The organism is Mesorhizobium sp. M1182 (assembly GCF_040318335.1).
GTDB lineage: Bacteria > Pseudomonadota > Alphaproteobacteria > Rhizobiales > Rhizobiaceae > Mesorhizobium.
Genome location: NZ_JAMYMD010000048.1, coordinates 1 through 22,339 on the forward strand (window position 1 = coordinate 1; position 22,339 = coordinate 22,339).

Below are 22,339 nucleotides of genomic sequence, written 5' to 3' on the forward strand. Positions count from 1 at the left end.
CAAGTGCGGCACCAGCAATCGCACCCCGCCAGAGAGCGCTCATCTCATCGTCGTAATATCCAGCAACGCTGATCGGTTCATCATTGTCGTTGTAAGATCCGACCACGCTGATTTGCCGGCGGCGAATCCCGGCAGCCTGAAGCTTGGCCACGGCACGTGCTGCCCGGGCATGGGAATTGAACAGTCTGCTGATTGTTTGCATTTACGCCCAGCCCCGACGCCCGTTCGGAGCGTCGGGCCTCTCCTCCTGGCTTGAACTCTTCCGCCCGGACGCATCTTCGTCGCGCCAAAAGCTCACCACAACGTGAGCCAGCCGGCTACGTTCCTCAGCCGGGGCTTCGGTCCAATCCCAGAGCGTCTCGCTTGGGACCTAAGTCTGACCAGCTTGGGCGTGCTGAGGCCATGCCGAGCGGGGACGGTCGCCGGCTCGAAGAGAGGGTTCAGGATGCTATCGCAGACCCAAAAAGCTCAAAATGGCGATTACGATCACGATCGCGCCGACCAGCCAGATAATGTTGTTCATCATTGCACTCCTTCGCCTCCGGGCGGGGCGCACGCCGGGGCGAAGCCCGCCACGCAAGTAGAATATTAGATACGGCTAAAGGTTCCTCGCGGGGCCTCTCGAAAGAGCCCACCGCACCAGTCGGCACGGCGGGCGACGCAAAGTTTCACCCCGGTGGGGGCAGAAGACGGCGTTGCGTCCAAGGCTCAGCTGATGCTTCTGGACCAGTTGTCAACCTGGCGCTCTGCCTCTTCCTTGGCGATGCCATATCGCTCCTGGATACGCCCCAAGAGCTGGTCCCGGTTGCCCTCGATCCGATCAAGATCATCGTCGGTGAGGTCACCCCACTGCTCTTTCGCCTTGCCTTTGAACTGCGTCCATTTTCCCTTGATTTGATCCCAGTTCATATGTTCCTCCTGGCTTCCTGGGCCGGCACTGAAGCGGAGCGCGGACCGATCGGCATTGCAATGTCGGTGACGAATGAAGATTAGCAGCCGCTAAAAGTTCCGGTGCCGGCGCAAAAAGCCCGCCGTGCCCGTGCCTGACTGTGAGCTGATGTTGATGATGGCCGGAGCTTGATGCTCTTTCGCGGCAATATCTTATGCCGTTGAAGGCGCTGAGCTTCTTGCTGGTTGGCCTTGGCTGGCAAGCCTCGACAGGCTGCCCAGCAGCATTGTTCTGTCCTTGCCGATCATCAGCACTCCGCTGTCGGGCGCCAACAGTGCCGAGAACGGCAGCATCGCCGCGCCGATCGGCGAAGCCTCGGGGCCGAATTGTCCCGAGACGATTTCCGGCGCCACGATGCCGATGGCGCTGATCCTGTTGAACTGGGTCTGCACCTTTGCCAGCAGCTCGAGATGAATCGGCCGCGGCAGGATGCTGTCGAGGACGATCGCCTCGATGTCGATGACGGAGGTGATGGCGATGATCGCCTCGACCAGCGCATTGGCACAATCGTCGATCCATTCGGACAGCGGCTCGCGCGCCCCCGGCGGCAAGGGATCGAGTTCGCGCACGCGCGAGCGACCGTCGCAGATTGAAGGTAGTGGCGAACTCGGCCGGTGTCTGCCAGGCGATTTGGGAATGCGGCCGCGCGGTGTTGTGTAGTCGGCGCGCCACAGGGCGATGCGACGCGTGCCTGAGCCAGCGAAGTAAACAGCGTCTCGTTGAGCAGTTCATCGCGCAGTCGGCCGTTGAAGCTCTCGATGAAGCCATTATCCGGCATGATGTTCTTGGTGCCATCGTTTGTTCGGTACGTCAGGTTCGGTAAGCTTGGCGCATCCGGGCCACGGGGCACCGGGAGCACGCTAGTGCGGGCAGGTCCGTCGTATGCAGATGAACTGCGAGTTCGAGCACATTATCTGGCCGCCCCTACGACTCGCCCGGATGCGCTGCGAGCGCGGATCCGTATTTGTCGTGTTGCCCGCTCGCTCCCTGTTCGTGACCAACGATGGAGGGAGCCGTGCGTATTATCGGCATGGACATACACCGCGTTGTAATGGCATTCGACGCGGTTCTGATCCGCCCAGGAGAGGATGGCGTTCGAGGTGAACTCGCTGCCATTGGCGGGGGCGAGCAAGCAAAGCAGGTAGTCTCGAGAATAGTATTTGCTCGCCGTACCTCCGCGTGGCTCGCCGAACCAGACTTCGCAATCGGCCTGGTCCCAGCCCCAGAGGCACGTCGCCCACGCCGTTGACGCAGAATACGATGTTCGGGTTTGCTGTTTTTTGGGTCTGAGAGTTGTGGGAAGGGCTACGCCGCCCGCGGTATGCGCGACGTGAACGTTGCCCTGGACACCGATACGCTCGTGCCGTTGGCGTCGCTGATAACATCCACCCGGGCCTCGAGCTGCTTCACCAGTGCCTCCACGATGGCTGTTCCCAAGCCGCTATTTGGTGCGCGGCCGGCTGGCTTGCCGGTGCCATTGTCGGAGACCGTCAGTTTCCAGTCGCTGCCATTGGTCTCGTAAGACACCTGGATCAGGGCTGCGGTCTTCTCCCGGGGGAACGCATATTTGATCGCGTTGAGGATAAGTTCGGTGACGATCAGCCCGAAGCTGACCGCCTTCTGCGAGTCGATCCTGCCGGCTTCCGCGGTGACTTTGACGGCGATCGGCTGTGCATCCCCGATCATCGACGAGGCCAGACTGCTGCACAGCTTCGGCAGATAGGAGCCGACGTCGATTTCGTCGATGCCTGCTGAGGTGTGGAGATGGCGCTGCACTTCAGCCACCGACATGACCCGCTGGTGGGCATCTTTCAGATGCTGGCGGGTTTCCTCGGAGGTGACCGAACGGGCCTTCAGCAACAGGATGCTGGCGATAATCTGCAGGCTGTTGGCAACCCGATGCTCCATCTCACGTAGTAGCACATCCTTTTGCCGCAACAGGTCTTCGGTGCGGCCGAGAAGCTCTTCCTTCTCCCGCTCGATGACACGCCGCGCCGTTATGTCGTTGAAGGCGAGAAGGATGGTGACGGCCGAATTGTGGTCGTAAAGTACCTTTCGCGCGTTGAGCAGCATCGTGCGTTTGCCGATGTTGGGGAAATCATACTCGACCTCGAAGCCGTCCATGGCGGTCTTCTCAGGGATGATCGTCTCTAGGAGCAGGCGCAGTGCCGGAATGTCCCACTGGCCGTCGCCTAGCGCATAGAGAAGGGCGCCGTGTGTCTCCTCGGGGTCGACCTTGAAGGTCTGATAGAAAGAGCGGCTGGCCGCCAGCACATGAAACTTTTCGTCGAGGACGAGGAACGGTTCGGCGATCGTGTTGACGATGGCCTGCGACAGCGTCTGCGCGTCCTCGATATTCGCAATTGGGTGGAACAAGGCTCAAGGCCGATCTGGAGGCGCCTTCGCCTCCTCTTCGGCCCTTGTTACACACTTGACGGCTCGTGTCGCGGATTGAATCTAACCGGCGCAGCACGACAACGTGCGAGCCGGACTGTTCGCTGAATCCGGCAAGCGCGCGTAGACCCACTGATGTTGCACGCCAGCTAAATATGCCCAATATCATGGCGGCTGGCAGGGCGAGGTATTCAGTGGCGGCAAATCGTCTAAACGGAATTTACCCATCAGAGCCCGGGCTGGTGGGCATTCCGTTCGCCCCCAATGCCCGTCCGCGCACTTCATTGCCCACCGTCGCTACCATCGTGACGGCGGTTGCGGCGCTGTATTTCGGGCGCGAAGTGTTCCTGCCGATCGCTATTGCGCTGCTTTTGACCTTCGCGCTCGCGCCCGTGGTGTCGGCTCTGAAGCGCGTCGGCATTCCCCGCCTTCCTGCCGTCATCGTCAGTGTGCTCGGTGCATTCGCGGCACTCGCTCTGTTCTCCTTCATTGCCGCGTCGCAGGTCAGCGAACTGGCGCAGAACATCCCGGCCTACCAGACAAATATCCTGACCAAGATCCGCTCGCTCAAGGAAACCGGGGCAGGAGGAGGGATCATTGCCAGATTGAGTCAGGTGATCCAGCGCGTCGGGCAGGAGATCGATCTGCAGGAACCGTCACCGCCCGCCGCCGACGCGCCGAGGCCCGAGCCCGTGCCGGTCGAGATCGTCGCGAGAGAACGGCCACTCGAGATCCTGCAGAACCTCATGGGTCCGTTGATCAGCCCGCTGGCCTCGGCGGTTCTGATCGTCGTTGTCGTCATCTTCATGCTGCTGGAGCGCGAGGATCTGCGCGATCGTTTCATCCGCCTAGTCGGCTATGGTGATCTGCACCGCACCACCCAGGCGCTGCAGGATGCCGGCAAGCGCGTCGGCCAGTATCTGCTGATGCAGCTGGTCCTCAATATCGTCTATGCCATACCGATCGCTATCGGGCTCTGGATTCTGGGCATCCCCAATGCGCTGCTGTGGGGCCTGCTGGCGCTGGCGCTGCGCTTCGTTCCATATATCGGCCCGGTCATCGGGGCGCTCGTACCACTGTTCCTGGCGCTGGCGGTGGCGCCCGGTTGGTCGCTAGTGCTGTGGACCGCCGCCCTCTTCATGGTGATGGAGTTGCTCACCGGAAATGTCATCGAACCCTGGCTTTATGGCGCGCGCACGGGACTCTCGCCATTGGCCATCATCGTTGCGGCGATCTTCTGGACTTGGCTGTGGGGCCCGCTCGGCCTGGTCCTGTCGACGCCCCTCACCGTCTGTCTGGTTGTGCTCGGCAGGCACGTGCCGCAGTTCGAATTCCTCGACGTGCTGTTCGGCAACCAGCCAGTGCTCGAACCGCATGCCCGGCTTTACCAGCGGCTCCTGGCCGGCGATCCGGACGAAGCCACCGACCACGCCGAAGAGATGCTTGAGAAATATCTGGTCGAGTTCTACGACAAGATCGTCATTCCCGCTTTGTTGCTCGGCGAGCAGGATCGTGTCCGCGGCGTCATGGACGACCAGCAGAGACGGCAGATGGCAGCCAGCGCGCTGACGCTGGTGGCAAATCTCGACGACAGCGCACACGAAGAAGCGGTCGAAGAGGATGAGCCGGCTTTCGCCGAGTATGGCAAGACGGATGTGGGAAAGGAAACAGCCGGGGAGGGCAAGGAAGCCGAGGACGAGATCGAACTGCCTAACGGCGTCGGCATGTCAGTGCTGTGTTGCGGCGGGCGCGGCGAGCTTGATGATGCCGCCGCTGCCATGCTGGCGCAGGTGCTCGAAGTTCAAGGCGCGACGGTGTCGACGGCGGGCTTCGCCGATATGGACCCGGCGAGCATTCGCCGGCTCGATCTTGCCGCTGTCGATACCGTCGTTGTCGGCTTCCTCAACCCCGATTCCGTCAAGCACGCCCGCTTCCTGGTGCGCCGGCTGAAGCGCGCCAGGCCGGCGCTCAGGGTTGGCATCGCGTTCTGGTCGGAGGCCGGCAACGACGACAGCCAGGCGGCGGCAGCACTGGCCGGCGACATCAATGCCGATTTCGTTGCCCATAGCATCGTCGATGCAGTGCGCGGCGCGCTGTCAAGCGAGCCGCCGGTAGCGCTCAAGCTCGCAGCCAAGCGTCGCTTGCGCCGGCAGCCGTCCGTCACGAAGAAAGCGCCGCTTGCGGTTGCAAGCTGAGGCCGCGGCGACGACACCGCGGGGCACTCCTGGCGCGCGGGTTATTGATCCCAGCGATGGCCAGCGGTCAGGCAGACAGCTGCTCAACACCAGTACGGCGAACGAAGAACCGACCGCACAGCCAATGACGCCAAGCATCTGGCCATCCAGTTCGAACTCGTCAAGGACAGTACGATAGCAGGCCCAGCCCGCCGATGGACGGGCACGGCCCTCTGTGCGCAACGGCGCACTATGTCGCCGTCCGATCAGCACGCACAAATACGAGCGGCAGGCTTTTCTAGGGTCGGAACAAGAATTGTTCCCAGCGACACGATAAGGTCGAACGGAGCATGAACTTCATGCGGCGTGGCGGAACCGAGCCGGAAATCTGAGCGGCCGGAAGCCTTCTGGCATCTGATGATCTGCATACCAACTGTAGATGTGTAGATGCCGGTCACATTGATGTGTTCCCAGCTCAGCGGCGAGACGCGCTTCAGCAGGTGATCCGGAACCTCGCGATGCATTTTGCCCAAGTGAGTGACGGCCCGTTCGATATAGACCGGATCCCAATGCACGATCGCGCTAACGACGAGGTTGAGGCTGGAGGCGCGGAACGCTTGGCTTCGAATGATCGGTCGCGGGATTTCGCCGCGCTCGTGGAAGAAGACGGCGCACTTCAGTTAATGCGCACCTTCGCCCTTGAGGCCGGCTTGGCAGCGCGGACGTCGCACCGGTCACACACTTGGATTTGAAGGCTAGCGGGACATTAGCAATCAAGCAATTAAACCGGAAGGAGTACGCCAGCCGCAGACTGGCCGAGGAGTCCAGCATAGAGACCCGCGAATCTCGGGTCTTTATACGAATTACGAGATACGAATTACGAGCAAAGTGCAGCGCTCAGAAAAGTACAATGCCGGCGGCGAAGGAAATGTTGCAGTAGCGTGCATCGGAACGAGCAAGTAGCGCCAATTGTCGAGCGCCCGCGCGGCGCGGCAGAAGCTGCCGTGGTCCGCCGCCGCAATGGCGTAACGAAGCTGCGGATGTCGAACGTTATGCTCAAAATTGGCTTTTCGATCGAAGAGGTGGCGTTGCTTTTCGGCCACCGCCCTCTTCAGCCTGAAGTGGCGATCAGCCCAATTATGAGGGGCAGGGACGTAGGCGGCCTCCGGCTTCTCCTCCTGAACCACGGCTGAACGCCGCCTTCAGCATCGGTTCGAACGGCATCTCCTAAAACGAAGCCGTTCAACTCGCGGTCCCGTCCGCCAAAGGAGACGCCCTCATGATCCGCAATTCTTTCATCGCAACCGCGCTTGCCGCTCTTGTCGGCATTGTCGTCGCTGCCCCAGCCATGGCCAACGACGTGAGTATCGAGCAGTATGGCTGGTCTAATTCGGCTGGCGGCGCCCAGAACGGCTTCAAGAACCGTATCCGGGTTTACCAGAACGGCCGCTTCAACAAGGTGATCGGCCAGCAGCGCGGCCGCCACAACCTTTCGGCCATTGGCCAGCAGGGGATCGGCAACCACGGCGCCACCTATCAAAATGGCAACCGCAACGTGGCCGGCATCGCCCAGTTCGGCTCGAACCACACCACCATCTTAACCCAGGACGGCAACGGCAACATTGCTGCCGGCGTGCAGGCGGGCCACGGCTGCGACGCCGATGTCAGCCAGGGTGGCAGTGGCAATGTCGCCGCTTTCGTCCAGGCCTGCCCATAAACACGGCAATGCCGGGCGGCCCGTAGTCCGCGGCCGCGGCCCACGAACGCCAAGGAGACGAATATGCCACACATCGTGAAGCATCCCCGCCGCGTCATGGCCGCGCTCGCCCTGGTTCTGATCCCGGCCGGCGCGCTGGCGGCCATGGCCACCGCCGATCAGTCCCCCGGGCCGGTGCGCTGCGAGATCCGCGCTACGCCGGAAGTCGACATGGTCTCGTTGGAGGCGCTCGCCTATGCCGACAAAAGCGTGAGCGGCACCTACTCGTTCCATGTTGAAAGTGCCGCTCGCACCGGCGGCACCAATATCGAGCAGGACGGCGCCTTCAGCGCAGCGCCCGGCAAGCCAGCTACGCTCGGCGCCGTCACCCTTGACGCGAAGGGCGCCGTCTATGATGCTAGGCTCGAGCTCACGGTCGATGGCAAGAGCATCAGCTGTGCCGAGCGGCTCGGCGGCGCGACCTGATCGCATCGCCAGATTTACGAAAAGGGCGTCGGCAATCGGCGCCCTTTTTCTATGTGCGTCAGGCCGGGAGAAAAAATGACTGAACGACAGCTGAACGAAGGATTCCGGGAGGGTTCAGCCACCAAATGAGAAGGTTGGCCATAGGCTGGGCAGCCGGAAAATGGAGACCAAAGATGACCCGCAATATGTTCAAAACTCTTGCCGCCGTTCTCGTTGCCGGCAGCATCGGCCAGGCGGCGTTGTCCGCACCGGCTTACGCGGGCGGCTGGGTTTCGGCGACATTTGCCCCCGGCAACGCCCGCGACGCCCGCGCTCTGGCGACTGGACTGCGCTTCTATTCGTTGTATCGCGGCCTGCATGGTGCCAGCATTCGTCAGTCCGGACAGCGAAACGCAGCTGGCATCGGACAAAACGGTCGCGGCAATCTGGGCATCATCCAGCAGGAGGGCAATGGCCATTCCGCCACGCTGCAGCAGAACGGCAATGAGAACGCCTACGGTATCTTCCAGTTTGGCCGAAACACCGACGCCAATGTCGCGCAGAACGGCAATGGCAGTGGTGGCGCTACTTTCAGCTATGGCTGGTAGCGGCCGACCGATCGAGACTCGGGCCCAGAGAATCGTTGCGCGTCGCCCAGCGGCTCGCTTGCCTGGCGGCAGTTTCCAATGTGCTGGCGGTCGCACCAATGGGCGCGCGCGGAGTAGGTGCGATCCGAACGCCTGCCAGCTGCTTCCCGCTCTTTTCCGTGAACGACCATGTGAGGTCTAGAACGCGAGGGCGGGCATTCATCGCGCTTTAGGTATCCAGTCCCGGAGCGCCGACTGACAACGCCACGTGGCGCGCTCGCGCGGTCTTATGACGCTTGAGCCGAATCCCATGAACCTTCATAGTTCCATTTTGACTGTTTCATGCACGGCGAGATAGAAGTCTCGCTTTCAATTGCTGGATACCGCCGATCTGAACCGCTTTTTTTAGACGAAATTGTGCCGCAAAGCGGCGCGAGATTCTGTTTTGCAACGTCTGCGGAAGATTTCTGTCTCTGCAGCGTTATTGTTTGTACGGATGGCGGATTGTCATGCTGACGCTCCAGAAATTCCTCTGCCTCTTCCTCCTCGTCGTTTTCGTGGCCGCTTCGGCGACGGGGGCTCACGCCCAGGGTGAAAAACGCCTCGCTTTCGTCATCGGCAATGCCGCCTATCCTTCGGGCACGCTCGTGACGCCGGCCAATGATGCCGGCCTGATCGCACAGACCTTGCAGGCGGCGGGGTTCGATGTGGTCGGCGCCCGCGATGTCGACCAGGAATCGCTGCGTGGCGCGCTGCGCGATTTCCTCGGCAAGGTTTCCGCCGCCGGTTCCGATGCGGTCGTCTTCGTCTATCTCGCCGGCCGTGGCGTGCAGTTTGAAGGCGAGAACTATTTCTTGCCAATCGATGCCCAGATCGCCAATCCAACCGACGTCCCGCTTCAGGGAATGCGGCTCTCAGATGTCTCGAAGTCGCTGGCCGGACTGCCGACCAAGGTCAACATCGTCGTGCTAGATGCGGCGCGGCCGAATGCATTCCCGCAGATGAAACAGCCGCTGGCCGGCGGCCTCGCGCTGGTCGATCCCGATCCGAACATGCTTATCGCATTCAATGCCGCTCCGGGAACCGTCGCGCCAGAGGGCAAGGGACCGTACGGCGCCTACGCCCAGGCGCTGGCCGAGATGATGCGCGAAGGCGGTCTGCCGCTTGACGATGTTTTCGATCGCACGCGCCTTCGCGTCAACGGGGTGACCCAGGGCGCGGAAGTTCCGTGGAACGCCTCAAAGATCACGGCGCCCTTCGTCTTCTTCGACCGCGCTCCGGATGCGCCCGCGCCCAAGGTCTCGGAGGCTGAGTCTCGGGCCAACCGGACCAGGGAGATCCGCGACTTCGACGCCCACGACGCCTATGTTGCGGCCCTCGACCACGACACGCTCCGCGGTTACGAGGATTTCGTCGGCGCTTTCCCACACGATCCAATGGCCAAGCGCGTGCGTGCCATCATCGCTGCGCGGCGCGAAGCGATCACTTGGCGCGAAACCTGGCTCCAGGATACGCCGGAAGCCTACTGGTCGTACCTCAATCGCTATCCGCACGGTCCGCACGCCTGGGATGCCCGCCGGCGGCTGGAGCATTTCGATGCAGCGCTGGAGCCGCCGGAGGATTTCACCGTATACGCCTACGATGTGCCGCCGCCGGAGGAGGAGGAAATCATCTATGTCGATCGGCCCGTACTCTATTTCGGCGATCCCGATTTCCATTTCGAGCCGCCGCCGCCTGTCGCAGTGATCTTCCTGCCGCCGCCTCCGCCGGACTTCATTGTGTTGGCGCCACCACGGCCGGCAGTCGATATTTTCGTGTTGCCGGTGCCCCTCTTCGTGCCGGTGCCGGTATGGGTCAACCCGCCGCGCAACATTGTGCCACCGCGCGATAACATCGTCTTCAACAACATCCACAACACCACCATCATCAACAACAGGACGATCAACAACGAGACCAACGGTGAGGCTGGGCAGGCCAATGGTAACGCGCCGGGCGGCCTTACTACCGCCCAAAAGCTAGGCGCTGCCGAGGGTCTAGGAGCGGCCGCGCTAACGGCAAAAGTGGCGCTGCCGCCGCTGCTGCAGAAGAAGGCTGCACTCTCCAACCGGAACTCTGCCGCCCTGGGCAAGCTCGGCCAGGGGGCTGCGCAAGGCAAGCAGCCTGGAGGCGCAAAGCCGCTATCGAAGACGCTCTCAATGGATCATGCTTTGCCGGGAGCGAATGGCAGGGCGCTGCCGCTCGTCAACGGCAAACCGCCGGTGCTCAACGGGCAGAATTTACCCAACAACAGGTCCAAGAAGCTGCTTAGCGAGCGAGGGATCTTGGGTGGCAGCCAGCAGTCTACGGGAAATGCCGGCGCTGGCGTTACCGGACAGGGGAATGGTCAGCAGAACGGAGCCGGCAATGGGCTGGGCAAGAACGGCAAGTTCCGCAAGCTGCCGACCGTCAACGGTGCACCGGCCGGGCAGAGCCTGAGCGCGCAGGAAAAGTTCAAGAAGAACAACCCAGCTGTCCTCTCCGACCAGGGTGGCGGCAAGCCGAAGAAGCTGACCCGCACGGATCTGTCTGCAGGCCAGGCCGTTGTCGGACCGAGTGATCTGGCGCCGGGCAACGGGAACAAGAAGTTTCGCAAGCTGCCGACCGTCAACGGTGCGCCAGCCCGGCTGGGCCAGAGCGCGCAGGAAAAATTCAAGGAGAACAATCCACCTGACTTTTCCGACCAGGGTGGCGGCAAGCCGAAAAAGCTGACGCGCAAGGACCTGTCCGCAGGCCAGGCCGTTGTCGGACCGAGTGATCTGGCGCCGGGCGACGGGAACAGGAAGTTTCGCAAGCCGCAGAACGGCGGTGGAGGTTCCGCCGGCGCGGAAGTCAACGTCCAGCGGAACTTCAAAGTCAACAAGCCGAACGAGGATCCGCAGCGCCAGCTCAAGCTGCAGGAAAAGTCGAACCTGCAGGTTTTCTCCAAGCCGCAGAAGTCTGAGTTTCACGCGCCGCCAAAGCCCCAAACGCAAGAGCGAGGCCTGCCGCAGAAGCCGGAGTTTCATGCCCAGCCGAAGCCGGAATTCCATGTCCAGCCCAAGCCCCAGATGCAAGAGCGACGACTGCCGAAGCAGCCGCCAGGCAAGAAGCCGTCCTGCGGGCATCCGGGCGAGCCGGCCTGCAGCAAATAGGAGCGCGGAAGCAATCGGGGCGCCGCAGTGGATCGGTGGGGCTCTAGATGGACAGGAAATACGGACAAGGTTCTGTTCGCGTCACGCTCACCCGATGAGCGCCGGGTCGCCGGGCACCTGGTGCATTTCTGTATTCTCTTGATGAAAGCCTTCTGATGACAGCCTTCGCCCTGGAAAAGCGATTCAGGCCGAAGTTGGCGCGACTGGCATAAGTTACGGAGCGAATATTCGGCTTCAGTTCCTATGCCGTTACTGCGGATCGATCGATGTGACGCCAATAGCGGAAGCGTTTCTGTTGCTGCCGGAGATGCAAGATCCAGTGATTTGATGGCTTCGACCTGGTTTTGCGCAGGTTCTTCGTCAATGCGTAGAAATCGATTTCGAAGGAGGCTGCTCATCTGAGACAGCACCAAATGTTCTTGGGCTGCCATTATTGTTTGGATAAGACCACGGCGCGCTATCCATGAAAAAGATCCGGGAGCTCGAGATTTATCATGCACTGCGGAACCTTGCCGACGTGACGCGGTGCCGATCGAAAGCTGGTAGACCTCCTCCATCCGCGCGTGACAGAAGTTCAAAGCGTCGAGAAGTGCGATGATATCTGGTGCGTTCGCTACGAGACCACCGTCAATGTACTCGCTAGGGCCAATCTTCTTCGTCGGAAAAAAAGTCGGCGCCGCCGCGCTTGCGAGTATGGCATCTTCGATGCTCACTGCGCTGGCCGCTTTCCCCGCAATGCCTTTGGAACGGAAGATACTCGTTTCGCCTGTGGAGTAGTTGATGGCCGTGATGATGAGCGCAGGTTCGTAGTCGCTGAGTAGCGTTTCGGCAATGGGCTTGCCGAGCGTCTTACGAATAGCCTCAAGGATTGGAACCGGACTATAGAGTGCCGCGACCACAAGCCGTTTGACCCCAGTGGCGATACCACGAGCGAAGATCGACGGTCCGTAGTCTTTCATTATTGCCGCCAATGTCGTCGCTGGAACGGATGCTGAAAGGCCGGCAGCAAGAAGCGCGCCGATAGAGGTTCCAGAAATGATGTCGAAGCGGTTATTGCACCGAACGTTGAACTTTGACTCGCATGCGGCGAGAAACTCGGCGCCGAAGAGCCCTCGGTAGCCCCACCGCTCAGTGCCAAGATCTGAAATCTATTGGGAGCGGACTGCGCCATTTCACTTGCGAACAAAGTCTTCAGGATTTTCTACCGTGAGCCCCGGGATTTCTGCGTGCCCATCCTGATGGTAGTCCACGTAGACAAATGGGAAATCGCCCCTCCCAACCAACGCTGTTGCGATCTCAACCTTTGTCGCGCTAGGCACATCGAATGGCCGACCGTCGGGGTGTCAATATGTGATCCTCATGTCAAGCAAATCCCCCCAGCGTGCGGCGATCCGATGGTCCATCGCAATGATCCGGTCATCGCGCGCGAAATCTTCGAACAGCCTGCTTGCCTGGTCGATGAAGTCTCTGATCACCGGCACGGGATGCACGGCGGCTTCGGGCTTTGCCCGTGCCGCCGTGAGCGCTTGTTCAAGTTGCCATCTGATGGTCATGGGCGTCACTGCACTGATGCAGATATCGTCTGCATAGATGCCGCGCGAGTCTGCGGATTCTAACCAAAGTTCAGCGGTGAGGTTACGCCTCTTGATCACGTCAAAGATGCACTGGGAGCTCATCAAATAGCGCGACATGAACGACGACTAAAATACACGTCCGCGTCCGCCAACAGTCTCCTCTTGAGACCGAGGCTCAAGACGCATCTTCACAACGCTTGCATCGAGCGGCTTTAGCTGTGCAAGCAATGCACTCGCGGGCCTTCGCCGTGCAGTTTTGCGTTCTGTTCCATCGCGAACTGAGTCAATCAACGAGAGTATGGCATCCGACGATAGGACAAACGCCGCCTGAGGCAAATTGTCGACGCGCCCAGCCCTTGCAATCACCAGAGAACGCCATCACGATGTTGCGCCCATCAGCAAAATACCCGGGGGCGAATTCGACCGGCGATGCCATGCTGATCAGTCCGGTCGCGCCGAACACGATCCCGAAGACGATGCTCTTTGCCCAGAAGGAACGCTCGAGACGGTCACCCAGAAAGGCGAGGAAAAGCACGGCGAGAATGACTACCGCTGCGCTTTCGATCATGTTGATGACTGACATCATCCCGGTAGTCCGTGACATCTGAGCAAGGTCTGGCAGCACCGTAGGTGCCATTGCGTCAACGATTTATTAAGGATCTCGCACTCCCGTTGACGGAACTCCACCCGACAGGTAGGGAAGGAAGATGGTTTCGCCACCGGCAGCTATGGTCCATGCGCCATAGGGACCCACTGCTGTCGCGCCCGCTCGATGTTGCGGCCGGCAATGCGAATGGCCAGAATGAGCAGTTATGAAGCCATAAAGACCGAGACGGCGAAGGTCGACTTCGGTCACTATTTGCCCTTGAAGTTCCCCAGCGGGTAGTGTCTCAGTTTGAAATTTGACGGAATGCAATATGCATTTCCCATTTCGGACCGACCTCCTATATGCTTAGCGGAAAGCATAGGAGCCGATATGACAGACAAGGACAGGGACGAAGCGGTGACCGCCATGTTCGAGGGCATTCTTTCCGCTTTCCACGCGACGGCCCATGAAGGCAATGACCCGTTCGAAAACTGCCAAACGTTCGCCTATGCGGCGCTAGCTTCGTTGGAAGCGTCTGGTTTCAAGGTGGTACGCGATGCCTACCGGACCTAAAGGCCAGAAGCGCCCCGCTGACGTGATCGGCAACGCCGTTCGCGTCATGCGCATTGCGACAGGCGAGGAAGCCGACGACGTTATTGACGACGGCAAAGACCCTGCCGCCAAGGCGCTTGGTGCAAAGGGCGGGAAGAAGCGCGCCGAGAACATGACGCCTGAGCGGCGCGCTGAAATCGCTAAGAAGGCTGCTGCGAAGCGTTGGTCGAAGTAATCACGTCGTCCTCTTCGGCCAGGATTTCCTTGTCCAGTTCCAGCTTGGCTATCAGGCGCTCAATTTCACGGGCGCCAATTTTACCACTAACGATGATCCTGTAAGTCGCATCTCGCGACAAAATTCCATCCTGCAGAATTCGCTCGCCATCCATCAGAATTACTCCTTTGGCCACTGGAGGGGTTTTTGGCCTCTCCGGCTCGCGGGTCTGCTTTTGCCCGGCGTCGGAAAGGCTAACGTCCGCAGCCTCGTCTATTTCTTCATCGACTAGAGGTAAGATAGCAGAATCTGCGAATCCTGCATAGGACATAGTGTCCTTGTAGACCCGAATAACATCATCTGCGGACTGATCGCTGAAGGCCGCCTTGCCCTCGTCGGCGCGGTCAAGGGTCAGATAGTTTTTCAGAACGATATCTGAAACGGCAGGGTCGCTGCCAAATTGATTGCAGATTTCAGTGTGGATTGCTGGCGCCATCGCCGCGCGCCGGATTGCTTCTTTTCGTTTTTCCGATTCTGGGTCGGCATCTCGAATTATTCGGATGGCAATATCTGAAAGGCTGAACTTGCGCTTTGGCCCAGAACCCTCATCCCGAGCCAAGCCATAGTGCAACAGCGCGGCGGCGGTTGCCCACAAACCGCTGCTCTTCTCTTTATAGCCCCACGCCTCTGCAAGAACTCCCACACCGGCTGGGTGATGCATGGCCTTCGCATAGACCTGCTTCGCGCGCTCTATGGCCTTCGCGAGATCAATGGATGGATAAGGCGGGCTACGAAAACGCGGTTTGCCGTTTTGAACTTCCTCGTCGGACATGGTTGCGCACTCCTTCTGCCTCTCTCTTAGCATCCATATCTTACGGAGCGCAAGATATAGCGTACCTCTCTACCTGATTTTTTTCTTGCGCCGGTGAAGAAAGGGCCTATGCTGCCCTAAGAATCAAAATTGGAGCGTTCGATGTTCAGAAGAGACAAGGGCCCCTGCTTCGAGCCGACCGGCGGTCGGGGCCCTTCCAAATAGGAAAGCCGCTGCGTCCGGATCAGGGAAGCGCAGCGGCTCTAGGTCGGCAACATCGGGCGGGCGGCTTTCGGGCCGTCCGCTTCGCGCTCGTAGCTCAGTTGGATAGAGCTGGAGTTTCGTAGCTTCCCGGTCGCAGGTTCGAGTCCTGTCGAGCGCTCCACCAAATCACTACGGCTGTCGCTGCTTAACATAGTGACAGCCGTTTGTGAATCAAGGATTGATGTGAAATTTCATGCTTGACACTAAGCATAAAAGTTCAGATATTAGGGGCATGAACAAGCTGCCCCTCAAAACCCGTGTCCAGATCCTTACGATGCTTTGCGAGGGGTCGAGCATGCGCTCGATCTCTCGCGTTGCCGACGTGTCGATCAACACCGTTTCGAAGCTGCTTGTCGATGCCGGTAAGTTCTGCGCCGATCTGCACGACCGCGAAGTCCGCAACGTGAAGGCCAAGCGCGTTCAATGTGATGAAATCTGGAGTTTCACCGGCGCGAAGCAAAAGAACGTCGCGGCTATGAAGAACCACGTTGACGGAGCTGGCGACACTTGGACCTGGACCGCTCTCGACAGCGACAGCAAGATTATCATTTCCTGGCTGGTCGGCGGTCGCGACGGCGAATATGCGCTGGCCTTCATGGATGACGTTAAGGACCGTCTTGCCAACCGCGTCCAGCTTACCACTGACGGCCACCGCGCCTATCTCAATGCGGTCGAGGAAGCCTTTGGAGCCGACATCGACTACGTGATGCTGGTCAAGATGTATGGCGAGCCGGAAGGCAAGGCAGTGCCACAGGAACGCCGCTACAGCCCCGCCGTCTGTACTGGCGCGAGGAAGACTCGTATTGAAGGCTCTCCCGATCTGGCGCACGTCAGCACGTCGCACGTTGAACGCCAGAACCTCACCATGCGCATGCAGATGCGCCGCTTTACACGCCTCACCAATGCCTTCTCAAAGAAGTTTGAAAACCATGTCCACATGGTCGCGCTGTACACGGTCTGGTACAACTTCATCCGCATCCACAAGACTTTGAAAATGTCGCCTGCGATGGCGGCTGGACTTTCGCAAACTCTCTGGTCAATGGACGACATTTGCGACAGGATGGATGCTGTTGCGCCAAAGCCGGGAAAGCGCGGACCATACCGGAAGAACGTACGGGCCTAAAACGACTGACCCCGGGAGCATATCTCAGGAAGCAGATGCTTCGAGACAGAGGCCGACCCGGGGTTTACGAGGGGTACATATATAGAACTTGGCGTTAAGGACAAGTGAACAATTTGCGAACGGATGCAATAAACGAGTCATTGGTTAAGACCCTGAGTCTCAGTCGGCTTAAGAAATATCTTGCCGCATGTGGCGACGATCTCTCAGCCGCTCTATCCAATTACGAGCGCAACGCACGGCTCTCAGAGGCTTTCTATACGCCTTTGTAGTGCGTGGAAATATGCTTGCGGAACACGATCCATTTCCGAATGTCGGAAGTTTATGGGTCTGATTGGATGACAAACGGCGGACCGCCGTTGTCCGAAGCTTCCAAGGTTATGATTGGCGAGGCTGTTGCCGAGCTACAGAAAGAGGCCGACTGGCCTTCTAACGATGCGATTGTATCAGAACTTAAATACGCCTTTTGGGTTGGGCTCCTCGGTCCAGGTTATGACGATAACATCTGGCGAAAGACTCTCTTCGCTGGCTTTGCGGTGGGCAGGAGGCGAGGTCGTGAGCCTGTGCACCAACGCTTTAACGTTATCCGTCGCTTCCGAAATAGGATCGCGCACCATGAACCGATTTTCCATCGCGACTTGCCCCAGCTTCATAGTGAGATGCTCGAAGCAATCGGCTGGATGTGCGCTGACACATGCGCGTGGACGGCTCATGTCAGCCGCCTTCTGACTGTTCACGCTGAATCCTAAAATTTCAAACTGAGACACTACCCCCCAGCGCGAGAGTTTGCAAGCGTTGGAAATGCTCGCTACGCTGGCCGACTGATGCCCAGTCGTCTCATTTCCCGATAAACGGTCGATCGGCCGAGACCCAATTGCCGCGCAGCTTCAGCCGGCGATACCTCGGCCTTGATCAGCTTGATTCAGGTCGAGCGGTTGTCGCCCAGGTCGTTTCCCTTTCGCCCGTGCAGCTACCACCCCGTCTTTCGTGCATTCCGAGATCAGCCGTCGTTCGAAATGAGCGATGGCGCCGAACACGTGGAAGATCAACTCGCCGGCGCCGAGGACGTATCGATCTTCTCCTCAAGGCTGAGAAGGTCGATCTGTCGCCCCCGCAGCATCTTCACCGTTTCCAGCAGCTCCGCCAGCGAGCGTCCGAGCCGGTCGAGCCGCACGACGGCCAGGGTGTCGCCAGCGCGGGCATAATCTAGTAGCTCGGCCAAGCCCGGCCGGTCCATGCTCCTGCCGGAATTGACGTCGGAGAAGACCTTGATGGCGCCGGCTTGCTCAAGCCGCATGCTCTGGCCGGGCGAGATGCGGGAGCGGCTGTGGAAGCGCTTCCGGGAACATGCCGGGCCACCGCCCAAGGACATGCCAAAAGGTATCACGCCCGCAGCGTTGGGGGTTTATCGCACTGCCCCTTGGGCGGCTAATTTGTGCTTTTCGAAGATCGCTACCTTCTGCGGATAAGTGATCCGCACCTTGGCGTTGCACCCGTTGCATCTGAAGTGCGCGATCGTTCTTAGCGCAGAGCCCTTCCTTACCGCCGGATGCGAGCAATCCGGACAATCGAATGTGAGGGCAACATCAGACAAGTCTTGGGCTAAACCCATTTCCATCCCCTTCACAAGCGCTGTGGCTACACTTTGGCGGGCGTCAATGGCCAATACAGATGCGAATCCGGCTATGCCAAAGTAGGGCTAACAATTCGCCTCCCAACGCCGCCAAGCTAGTGGGCCGTCTCTGAGCCCTTTGAGGGACGAAAAGACCTAACGTCCTCCAGCAGTTCGCGCTCGTTGGTAGTAATGTTTCGGAAGACTGCGACAATTGCCACCGCTAAGGCCTCGGCGTCCCGGCTTAAAGGGTCGATGAGATCATCTGCGCAAACCTGATCAAACACACTTTCACAAATAGCCAGATCAATATGGCTGAGGCAGGTGCGAGCGAAACGCGGACGCAGCATCTGTGCGAACCTTTCAGGGCCCGCTGCCCGTGGTTGCGGCGGGCCTCTTTTTGCTGATGAACCGCTGGGGCGTTTGTTGAAATGAGGTGACTCGCTGACCGGTACTTTCAATAATCCTAAAATCAGCGCGCACTCGCGAGCTCTAGACGTCCAGCTTTGTTCTGGGACATGAAATCCTTGCCGGAATTCCGCCGCCTCTTTCGGAGTTCGCATGCAACCAAATTTACTGTATTGATCAAGAATTGTCCTGCGACGAGCTTCGCTGTCGAGCTTTGCGGTCATTTCGGTGGACTCCTCAACTAATTTCACGACGACCGATTCTATACGTACCAAGTTGAAGAGTGTCGTTAGCTTCCCATCCAGAAACTTATCTCGGAATGCATTTCTTCCGTAAACCAGCTTGATCGCCGTTTCAGTCGACTCGAGTTCACCAGCCTTGCCAGATCCTGAAGTACATCACATGATTGAGAGGGGCATGGGGCATAGCCGATTCGGATATGGCACCACGCGATGGACACTAAGAGGAGAGACGAGGCCCCTGCGAGGCAGCCGCGGGACCTCGATCGGCGTCGTTGGCCACGCGAAGGTCAGTCCCACAATGAGGACGCTTCGTCGCTCGCGTCGGTGTCTGAACCTCTGTCCTTTTCAACGCTCGAACTAGCGCCAAAGGATCAATTAGCCGCTTGGCAGGCGCATATGGCGCCGCTGATAGAGGTCAGGTTGCCGGATGACAAATCGCTGAACGATGGCTTTCCCGCGGACCACACGGCTTGGAATCTCGGTGGCATGCTGATCGTTCAACAGCGCGCACCGGCACATAGTTATATGCGTTCTGCCGCGAAGCTTCGGTCCAGCTCGATCGATCACTGGTATATCGCCTTTCCACGTACTGGCCGGTCGTGGACGGAGGTCGATCGCCGCGTAGCGGAGAACCAGCCGGGCAAATTGGAGATCAGATCGCTTGGCTACCCGTTTCGCGGGAGGACAACGGACTCCGAAAGTCTCTTTCTCTATTTGCCGCGCGATTTGTTCGCCGATGCGGCGGCAACCCTGGACGCCAAGAACAATTCAATTCTGTCCGGCAACTTTGCCAACCTCTTGCTCGACTACGTCAATGGCATAGAAGCAAGACTGCGCAGCCTCACGGCTGACGATCTGCCCCGCATCGTGCACGCAACACGCAGCATGATTATTGCCTGCCTCGGGCCTCCGGCGGAACAGGCTGCGGCCGTCGAACAATTGACGGGTGTCGCGCTAATGGAGCGAGCGCGTCGATACGTCCACCACAATCTGGATGCGGCTCATTTGACACCGGATTCGATGTGCCGGGCGCTCGGCGTCTCGCGCTCTCGTCTCTATCAGTTGTTCGAACCAAGCGGTGGTGTTCTCCATTACATACAAAGTCGCCGCCTTCTGGCAGCCCATGTTGCGCTAAGCGATCCGGCGGACAGCCGGCGCATTGTTGAAATTGCTGAAGCCTTCGGGTTTAGTTCAGCGGCTAATTTCAGCCGGGCATTCAGCAAGGAATTCGGTTACAGCCCCCGCGAAGGCCGCAGCACTGTGGTGTTGCCGCGCCCCGCCAACTCTGTTTCGCTTGCCGGACAGGAGAAAGCCTCTTCCTTTGAAGGTTGGCTCAAAGCGCTCGGAAGCTGAGTACAGGATCGGCGATGCTGATGGGGCGGGCCCAAAACAGGCTTGCCGGGGCGGGGAAGACCACGCCGCACGAATATCTTCGTGTCGCGTCCACCGCGCCATCAATCACATAGCTGATTCCTGCCAATTCGCGATTTATTAACGAACTGTGACTGTTCGACGTTACCGATAATTTGTCGCCAGTCACGACGGAGCATACATTGCAACTGCGCTGCATGCGGCACTTGTTAAGACTGCGAGTGGAAAGTTTGCTAAGGTTGACAGTTATGCTATTCCTAGATTGGGGGCGCGAATTTGCACCGCCTATGGAGGTGGCTCTTGCGCCCACAGGCATCAGGCGTCGGCACGGAGAGTGAGGGGCCTTCCTCGAGCGATGCTCCACGTGCCGGCGATGGGATACTCGCTGACCTTTTGGCGAACACGACCGAACTTTTGTCAATCTATGACCGCGACTTCCGCCTGACGCACTACGCAACCAGGCTCAAGGGCGTGTACGGAGGCGCGGTGGCGCTGGGCGCCGCCGTATGGGAGATCTACCCGAGCTTTCTCAATGCGAGGTATCGCGACGATTTCCTTCGTGTGTTCCAGGGCGGCTCTCCGGCAAGCATCGACTTGCCGTCATCATCAGGCGAAGCGCCCCGGTCCGTTTTCGTCTTCCCCACTGCAAATGGTGTGGGAATCATCGAATCAAGGGAACGCGGCGGGCGGAGCGCGGCGGAAGAGCAGGAGCATGTAGTTCTGCTCCATCAGGCAACGCACGACGTGCTGACCGGACTGCAGAATCGGCGGCGATTCGGTGAACGGCTGCAGCAAGCACTGGCGGCCATCGGCGGACCAAAGCCGAAAGCCGCCCTGCTGCAAATCGACCTCGACGATTTTAAAGCGGTCAACGACACGCTCGGTCATGGAGCAGGCGATACGCTTCTTCAACTCGCGGCAGGTCGAATCCGCGACGCGCTGCAGGACGGCGAATCTGCGTATCGGTATGCCGGCGATGAGTTCGCTGTCATCCAATTGGGAAAGGATCAGCCCGCGGAAGCCGAGCGCCTCGCTGGATCGCTTGTCGATGCGTTCAAGGAACCGTTTGTCATCAACGGCATTCCCGTCTTCGTCGGCTCGAGTATCGGAATTGCTTTCGGGCCGGAGCACGGGACCGACGGCGAGCAGTTGATGAAAGCCGCCGACATTGCTCTTTACGCAGCCAAGACGGATGGACGCGGTTGCGCTCGAACGTTCAACCGTTCGATGCTGCTCTTGCTCGAGCAACGCGAGAATCTGAGGCGCAGCCTTCGAACCGCGCTGGAGCGCGGCGAGCTTTATCTTGAGTATCAGCCGCTCATTCGACCTCCCGCGTCGGTGATCGGATTCGAAGCGTTACTGCGGTGGCGGCACCCCGAGGTCGGAATCATTCCACCCAGCGTGTTCATACCGATCGCCGAGGCGGACGGTCTGATGGACGAGATTGGACGATGGGTGCTCGAGGAAGCCTGTCGCCAGGCATTGACGTGGCCTTCCTCGCTGACGGTCGCAGTGAACGTGTCGCCGGCTCAGTTCCTTAGCGGTTCGCTAACGGATACGGTTGCTCAAATCATCGACTCAGTTGGAATCCGGGCTGACCGACTTGAACTCGAGATAACCGAGCAGGTTCTTCTTGAGAAGACGATCGATAATATCGACACCTTAAATACTCTGAACGTCTTGGGAATACGAATTTCGCTCGACGATTTTGGGACATACTATTCATCATTAAGTTACCTTAAGAATTTCCCCTTCGATACTTTGAAGATCGATCAGTACTTTATTGCGGACTTGGAGACCGATCTCAAAAGCCAAACGATCGTGCGATCGATCATGAATCTGGCGCACGGCCTGGGAATAAATGTCACTGCCGAGGGGGTGGAGACGTCGGCACAGGCACGGTGGCTGATCAAGGAGAATTGCGATTGCCTGCAAGGCAACTTCCTGGGAAAGCCGCTTGGAGCCGAGGCCATCAGCGAATTCATCAAGCGGTCCCCGCTGAGGGTGGTACGAGCGAGGGAGGCAAATCGAGCGCTCTAGCGCCTTGCACCTTTGTTAACGGTGAAGTCGAGATTTGTAGAACGATCGAGGCAGATACCGTGCATAGCTTCGAGTGGGTGCGAGACTGACTCATCAAGCGCGCGGTGAAA

The 22,339-nt window shown here is 59.2% G+C and carries 20 protein-coding genes, 1 tRNA gene and 5 pseudogenes; 11 read left to right on the forward strand and 15 right to left on the reverse strand.

Annotated elements, in window-relative coordinates; translation table 11 throughout:
* From NKH33_RS30625 to NKH33_RS30645, 5 genes and pseudogenes are all read right to left on the reverse strand, one after another.
* A pseudogene (locus NKH33_RS30625) lies at positions 1–202 on the reverse strand (hypothetical protein); the annotation flags it as partial.
* A gap of 506 nt (positions 203–708) precedes the next feature.
* On the reverse strand, positions 709–909 hold the full coding sequence (locus tag NKH33_RS30630) for a CsbD family protein (protein WP_023719429.1): 201 nt from the start codon (positions 907–909) through the stop codon (positions 709–711).
* A gap of 192 nt (positions 910–1,101) precedes the next feature.
* A complete protein-coding gene (locus NKH33_RS30635; protein ID WP_352542337.1) occupies positions 1,102–1,518 on the reverse strand; it encodes a hypothetical protein in 417 nt (138 codons plus the stop codon).
* A gap of 25 nt (positions 1,519–1,543) precedes the next feature.
* Positions 1,544–1,718 (reverse strand): annotated as a pseudogene (locus NKH33_RS30640) (integrase core domain-containing protein); the annotation flags it as partial.
* Between the two features lie 536 nt (positions 1,719–2,254).
* Complete coding sequence (locus NKH33_RS30645; protein ID WP_352542273.1) at positions 2,255–3,325, reverse strand: sensor histidine kinase; 1,071 nt, start codon at positions 3,323–3,325, stop codon at positions 2,255–2,257.
* 212 nt (positions 3,326–3,537) lie between these two features.
* Between NKH33_RS30645 and NKH33_RS30650 the strand changes: the two genes are divergently transcribed.
* A complete protein-coding gene (locus tag NKH33_RS30650; RefSeq protein WP_352923100.1) occupies positions 3,538–5,538 on the forward strand; it encodes an AI-2E family transporter in 2,001 nt (666 codons plus the stop codon).
* A gap of 336 nt (positions 5,539–5,874) precedes the next feature.
* Here NKH33_RS30650 and NKH33_RS30655 read toward each other — a convergent pair.
* Together NKH33_RS30655 and NKH33_RS30660 are read right to left on the reverse strand one after the other, a co-directional pair.
* Positions 5,875–6,251, reverse strand: a pseudogene (locus tag NKH33_RS30655) (Tn3 family transposase); the annotation flags it as partial.
* A 129-nt stretch (positions 6,252–6,380) separates the two neighbouring features.
* Positions 6,381–6,620 carry a hypothetical protein gene (locus NKH33_RS30660; protein WP_352542271.1) on the reverse strand — a complete coding sequence of 80 codons (240 nt, stop codon included), beginning with the start codon at positions 6,618–6,620 and terminating at the stop codon, positions 6,381–6,383.
* Between the two features lie 176 nt (positions 6,621–6,796).
* Here NKH33_RS30660 and NKH33_RS30665 point away from each other — a divergent pair, with 176 nt between their 5' ends.
* The 4 genes from NKH33_RS30665 (at position 6,797) to NKH33_RS30680 (ending at position 11,435) form a co-directional block, all read left to right on the forward strand.
* Complete coding sequence (locus NKH33_RS30665) at positions 6,797–7,234, forward strand: curlin (protein WP_352923102.1); 438 nt, start codon at positions 6,797–6,799, stop codon at positions 7,232–7,234.
* 63 nt (positions 7,235–7,297) lie between these two features.
* Entirely contained in the window at positions 7,298–7,699 is a 402-nt protein-coding gene (csgH, locus tag NKH33_RS30670) for a curli-like amyloid fiber formation chaperone CsgH (protein WP_352923104.1), read from the forward strand.
* A gap of 173 nt (positions 7,700–7,872) precedes the next feature.
* Positions 7,873–8,286: a curlin gene (locus NKH33_RS30675; RefSeq protein WP_352542268.1), complete on the forward strand. Its 414-nt coding sequence runs from the start codon at positions 7,873–7,875 to the stop codon at positions 8,284–8,286.
* 488 nt (positions 8,287–8,774) lie between these two features.
* On the forward strand, positions 8,775–11,435 hold the full coding sequence (locus NKH33_RS30680; protein ID WP_352923106.1) for a caspase family protein: 2,661 nt from the start codon (positions 8,775–8,777) through the stop codon (positions 11,433–11,435).
* Between the two features lie 272 nt (positions 11,436–11,707).
* Here NKH33_RS30680 and NKH33_RS30685 read toward each other — a convergent pair.
* The 3 genes and pseudogenes from NKH33_RS30685 to NKH33_RS30695 all read right to left on the reverse strand — a co-directional run.
* Positions 11,708–12,583: pseudogene (locus NKH33_RS30685) on the reverse strand (CBASS cGAMP-activated phospholipase); the annotation flags it as partial.
* A gap of 195 nt (positions 12,584–12,778) precedes the next feature.
* Complete coding sequence (locus NKH33_RS30690) at positions 12,779–13,126, reverse strand: PIN domain-containing protein (RefSeq protein WP_352542266.1); 348 nt, start codon at positions 13,124–13,126, stop codon at positions 12,779–12,781.
* A 166-nt stretch (positions 13,127–13,292) separates the two neighbouring features.
* The gene (locus tag NKH33_RS30695) at positions 13,293–13,595 is read right to left on the reverse strand and encodes a LytS/YhcK type 5TM receptor domain-containing protein (protein WP_352923108.1); all 303 of its coding nucleotides are present in this window, start codon (positions 13,593–13,595) and stop codon (positions 13,293–13,295) included.
* 390 nt (positions 13,596–13,985) lie between these two features.
* Here NKH33_RS30695 and NKH33_RS30700 point away from each other — a divergent pair, with 390 nt between their 5' ends.
* Entirely contained in the window at positions 13,986–14,168 is a 183-nt protein-coding gene (locus tag NKH33_RS30700; protein ID WP_352923110.1) for a hypothetical protein, read from the forward strand.
* 22 nt (positions 14,169–14,190) lie between these two features.
* A complete protein-coding gene (locus NKH33_RS30705) occupies positions 14,191–14,382 on the forward strand; it encodes an RNA-binding protein (protein ID WP_352923112.1) in 192 nt (63 codons plus the stop codon).
* On the opposite strand, the gene NKH33_RS30710 is transcribed toward NKH33_RS30705, so the two are convergent.
* Positions 14,348–15,193, reverse strand: a complete 846-nt coding sequence (locus tag NKH33_RS30710; protein WP_352923114.1) for a hypothetical protein — start codon at positions 15,191–15,193, stop codon at positions 14,348–14,350. The genes NKH33_RS30705 and NKH33_RS30710 overlap by 35 nt on opposite strands.
* Before the next feature lie 287 nt (positions 15,194–15,480).
* On the opposite strand from NKH33_RS30710, the gene NKH33_RS30715 reads away from it, so the two are divergent.
* Positions 15,481–15,557, forward strand: a tRNA-Thr gene (locus tag NKH33_RS30715).
* Between the two features lie 111 nt (positions 15,558–15,668).
* Positions 15,669–16,559 (forward strand): IS1 family transposase, encoded by an 891-nt coding sequence (locus NKH33_RS30720; protein ID WP_352923116.1) that lies wholly within the window; start codon positions 15,669–15,671, stop codon positions 16,557–16,559.
* Between the two features lie 443 nt (positions 16,560–17,002).
* Here the strand turns inward: NKH33_RS30720 and NKH33_RS30725 are convergent, their stop codons facing one another.
* The 4 genes and pseudogenes from NKH33_RS30725 to NKH33_RS30735 form a co-directional block, all read right to left on the reverse strand.
* A complete protein-coding gene (locus tag NKH33_RS30725; protein WP_352923118.1) occupies positions 17,003–17,293 on the reverse strand; it encodes a hypothetical protein in 291 nt (96 codons plus the stop codon).
* Between the two features lie 71 nt (positions 17,294–17,364).
* Positions 17,365–17,478, reverse strand: coding sequence for a helix-turn-helix domain-containing protein (locus NKH33_RS33340; RefSeq protein ID WP_502906675.1), 114 nt, complete (start codon positions 17,476–17,478; stop codon positions 17,365–17,367).
* A pseudogene (locus NKH33_RS30730) lies at positions 17,444–17,928 on the reverse strand (recombinase family protein). The gene NKH33_RS33340 and the pseudogene NKH33_RS30730 overlap by 35 nt, the downstream one beginning before the upstream one ends.
* 356 nt (positions 17,929–18,284) lie before the next feature.
* A complete protein-coding gene (locus NKH33_RS30735; protein ID WP_352816283.1) occupies positions 18,285–18,800 on the reverse strand; it encodes a hypothetical protein in 516 nt (171 codons plus the stop codon).
* 228 nt (positions 18,801–19,028) lie between these two features.
* Here NKH33_RS30735 and NKH33_RS30740 point away from each other — a divergent pair, with 228 nt between their 5' ends.
* Positions 19,029–20,171: a helix-turn-helix domain-containing protein gene (locus NKH33_RS30740; RefSeq protein ID WP_502904338.1), complete on the forward strand. Its 1,143-nt coding sequence runs from the start codon at positions 19,029–19,031 to the stop codon at positions 20,169–20,171.
* A gap of 411 nt (positions 20,172–20,582) precedes the next feature.
* Positions 20,583–22,229 carry a putative bifunctional diguanylate cyclase/phosphodiesterase gene (locus NKH33_RS30745; RefSeq protein ID WP_352923121.1) on the forward strand — a complete coding sequence of 549 codons (1,647 nt, stop codon included), beginning with the start codon at positions 20,583–20,585 and terminating at the stop codon, positions 22,227–22,229.
* Positions 22,230–22,339 lie beyond the last annotated feature (110 nt).

Bases quoted from the DNA above. Each gene is read 5' to 3' on its own strand.
- NKH33_RS30630 (WP_023719429.1), bottom strand. From the start codon at position 909: ATGAACTGGGATCAAATCAAGGGAAAATGGACGCAGTTCAAAGGCAAG.
- NKH33_RS30665 (WP_352923102.1), top strand. From the start codon at position 6,797: ATGATCCGCAATTCTTTCATCGCAACCGCGCTTGCCGCTCTTGTCGGC.
- csgH (WP_352923104.1), top strand. From the start codon at position 7,298: ATGCCACACATCGTGAAGCATCCCCGCCGCGTCATGGCCGCGCTCGCC.
- NKH33_RS30675 (WP_352542268.1), top strand. From the start codon at position 7,873: ATGACCCGCAATATGTTCAAAACTCTTGCCGCCGTTCTCGTTGCCGGC.
- NKH33_RS30680 (WP_352923106.1), top strand. From the start codon at position 8,775: ATGCTGACGCTCCAGAAATTCCTCTGCCTCTTCCTCCTCGTCGTTTTC.
- NKH33_RS30690 (WP_352542266.1), bottom strand. From the start codon at position 13,126: ATGTCGCGCTATTTGATGAGCTCCCAGTGCATCTTTGACGTGATCAAG.
- NKH33_RS30695 (WP_352923108.1), bottom strand. From the start codon at position 13,595: ATGATGTCAGTCATCAACATGATCGAAAGCGCAGCGGTAGTCATTCTC.
- NKH33_RS30700 (WP_352923110.1), top strand. From the start codon at position 13,986: ATGACAGACAAGGACAGGGACGAAGCGGTGACCGCCATGTTCGAGGGC.
- NKH33_RS30710 (WP_352923114.1), bottom strand. From the start codon at position 15,193: ATGTCCGACGAGGAAGTTCAAAACGGCAAACCGCGTTTTCGTAGCCCG.
- NKH33_RS30720 (WP_352923116.1), top strand. From the start codon at position 15,669: ATGAACAAGCTGCCCCTCAAAACCCGTGTCCAGATCCTTACGATGCTT.
- NKH33_RS30735 (WP_352816283.1), bottom strand. From the start codon at position 18,800: ATGACCGCAAAGCTCGACAGCGAAGCTCGTCGCAGGACAATTCTTGAT.
- NKH33_RS30740 (WP_502904338.1), top strand. From the start codon at position 19,029: ATGGACACTAAGAGGAGAGACGAGGCCCCTGCGAGGCAGCCGCGGGAC.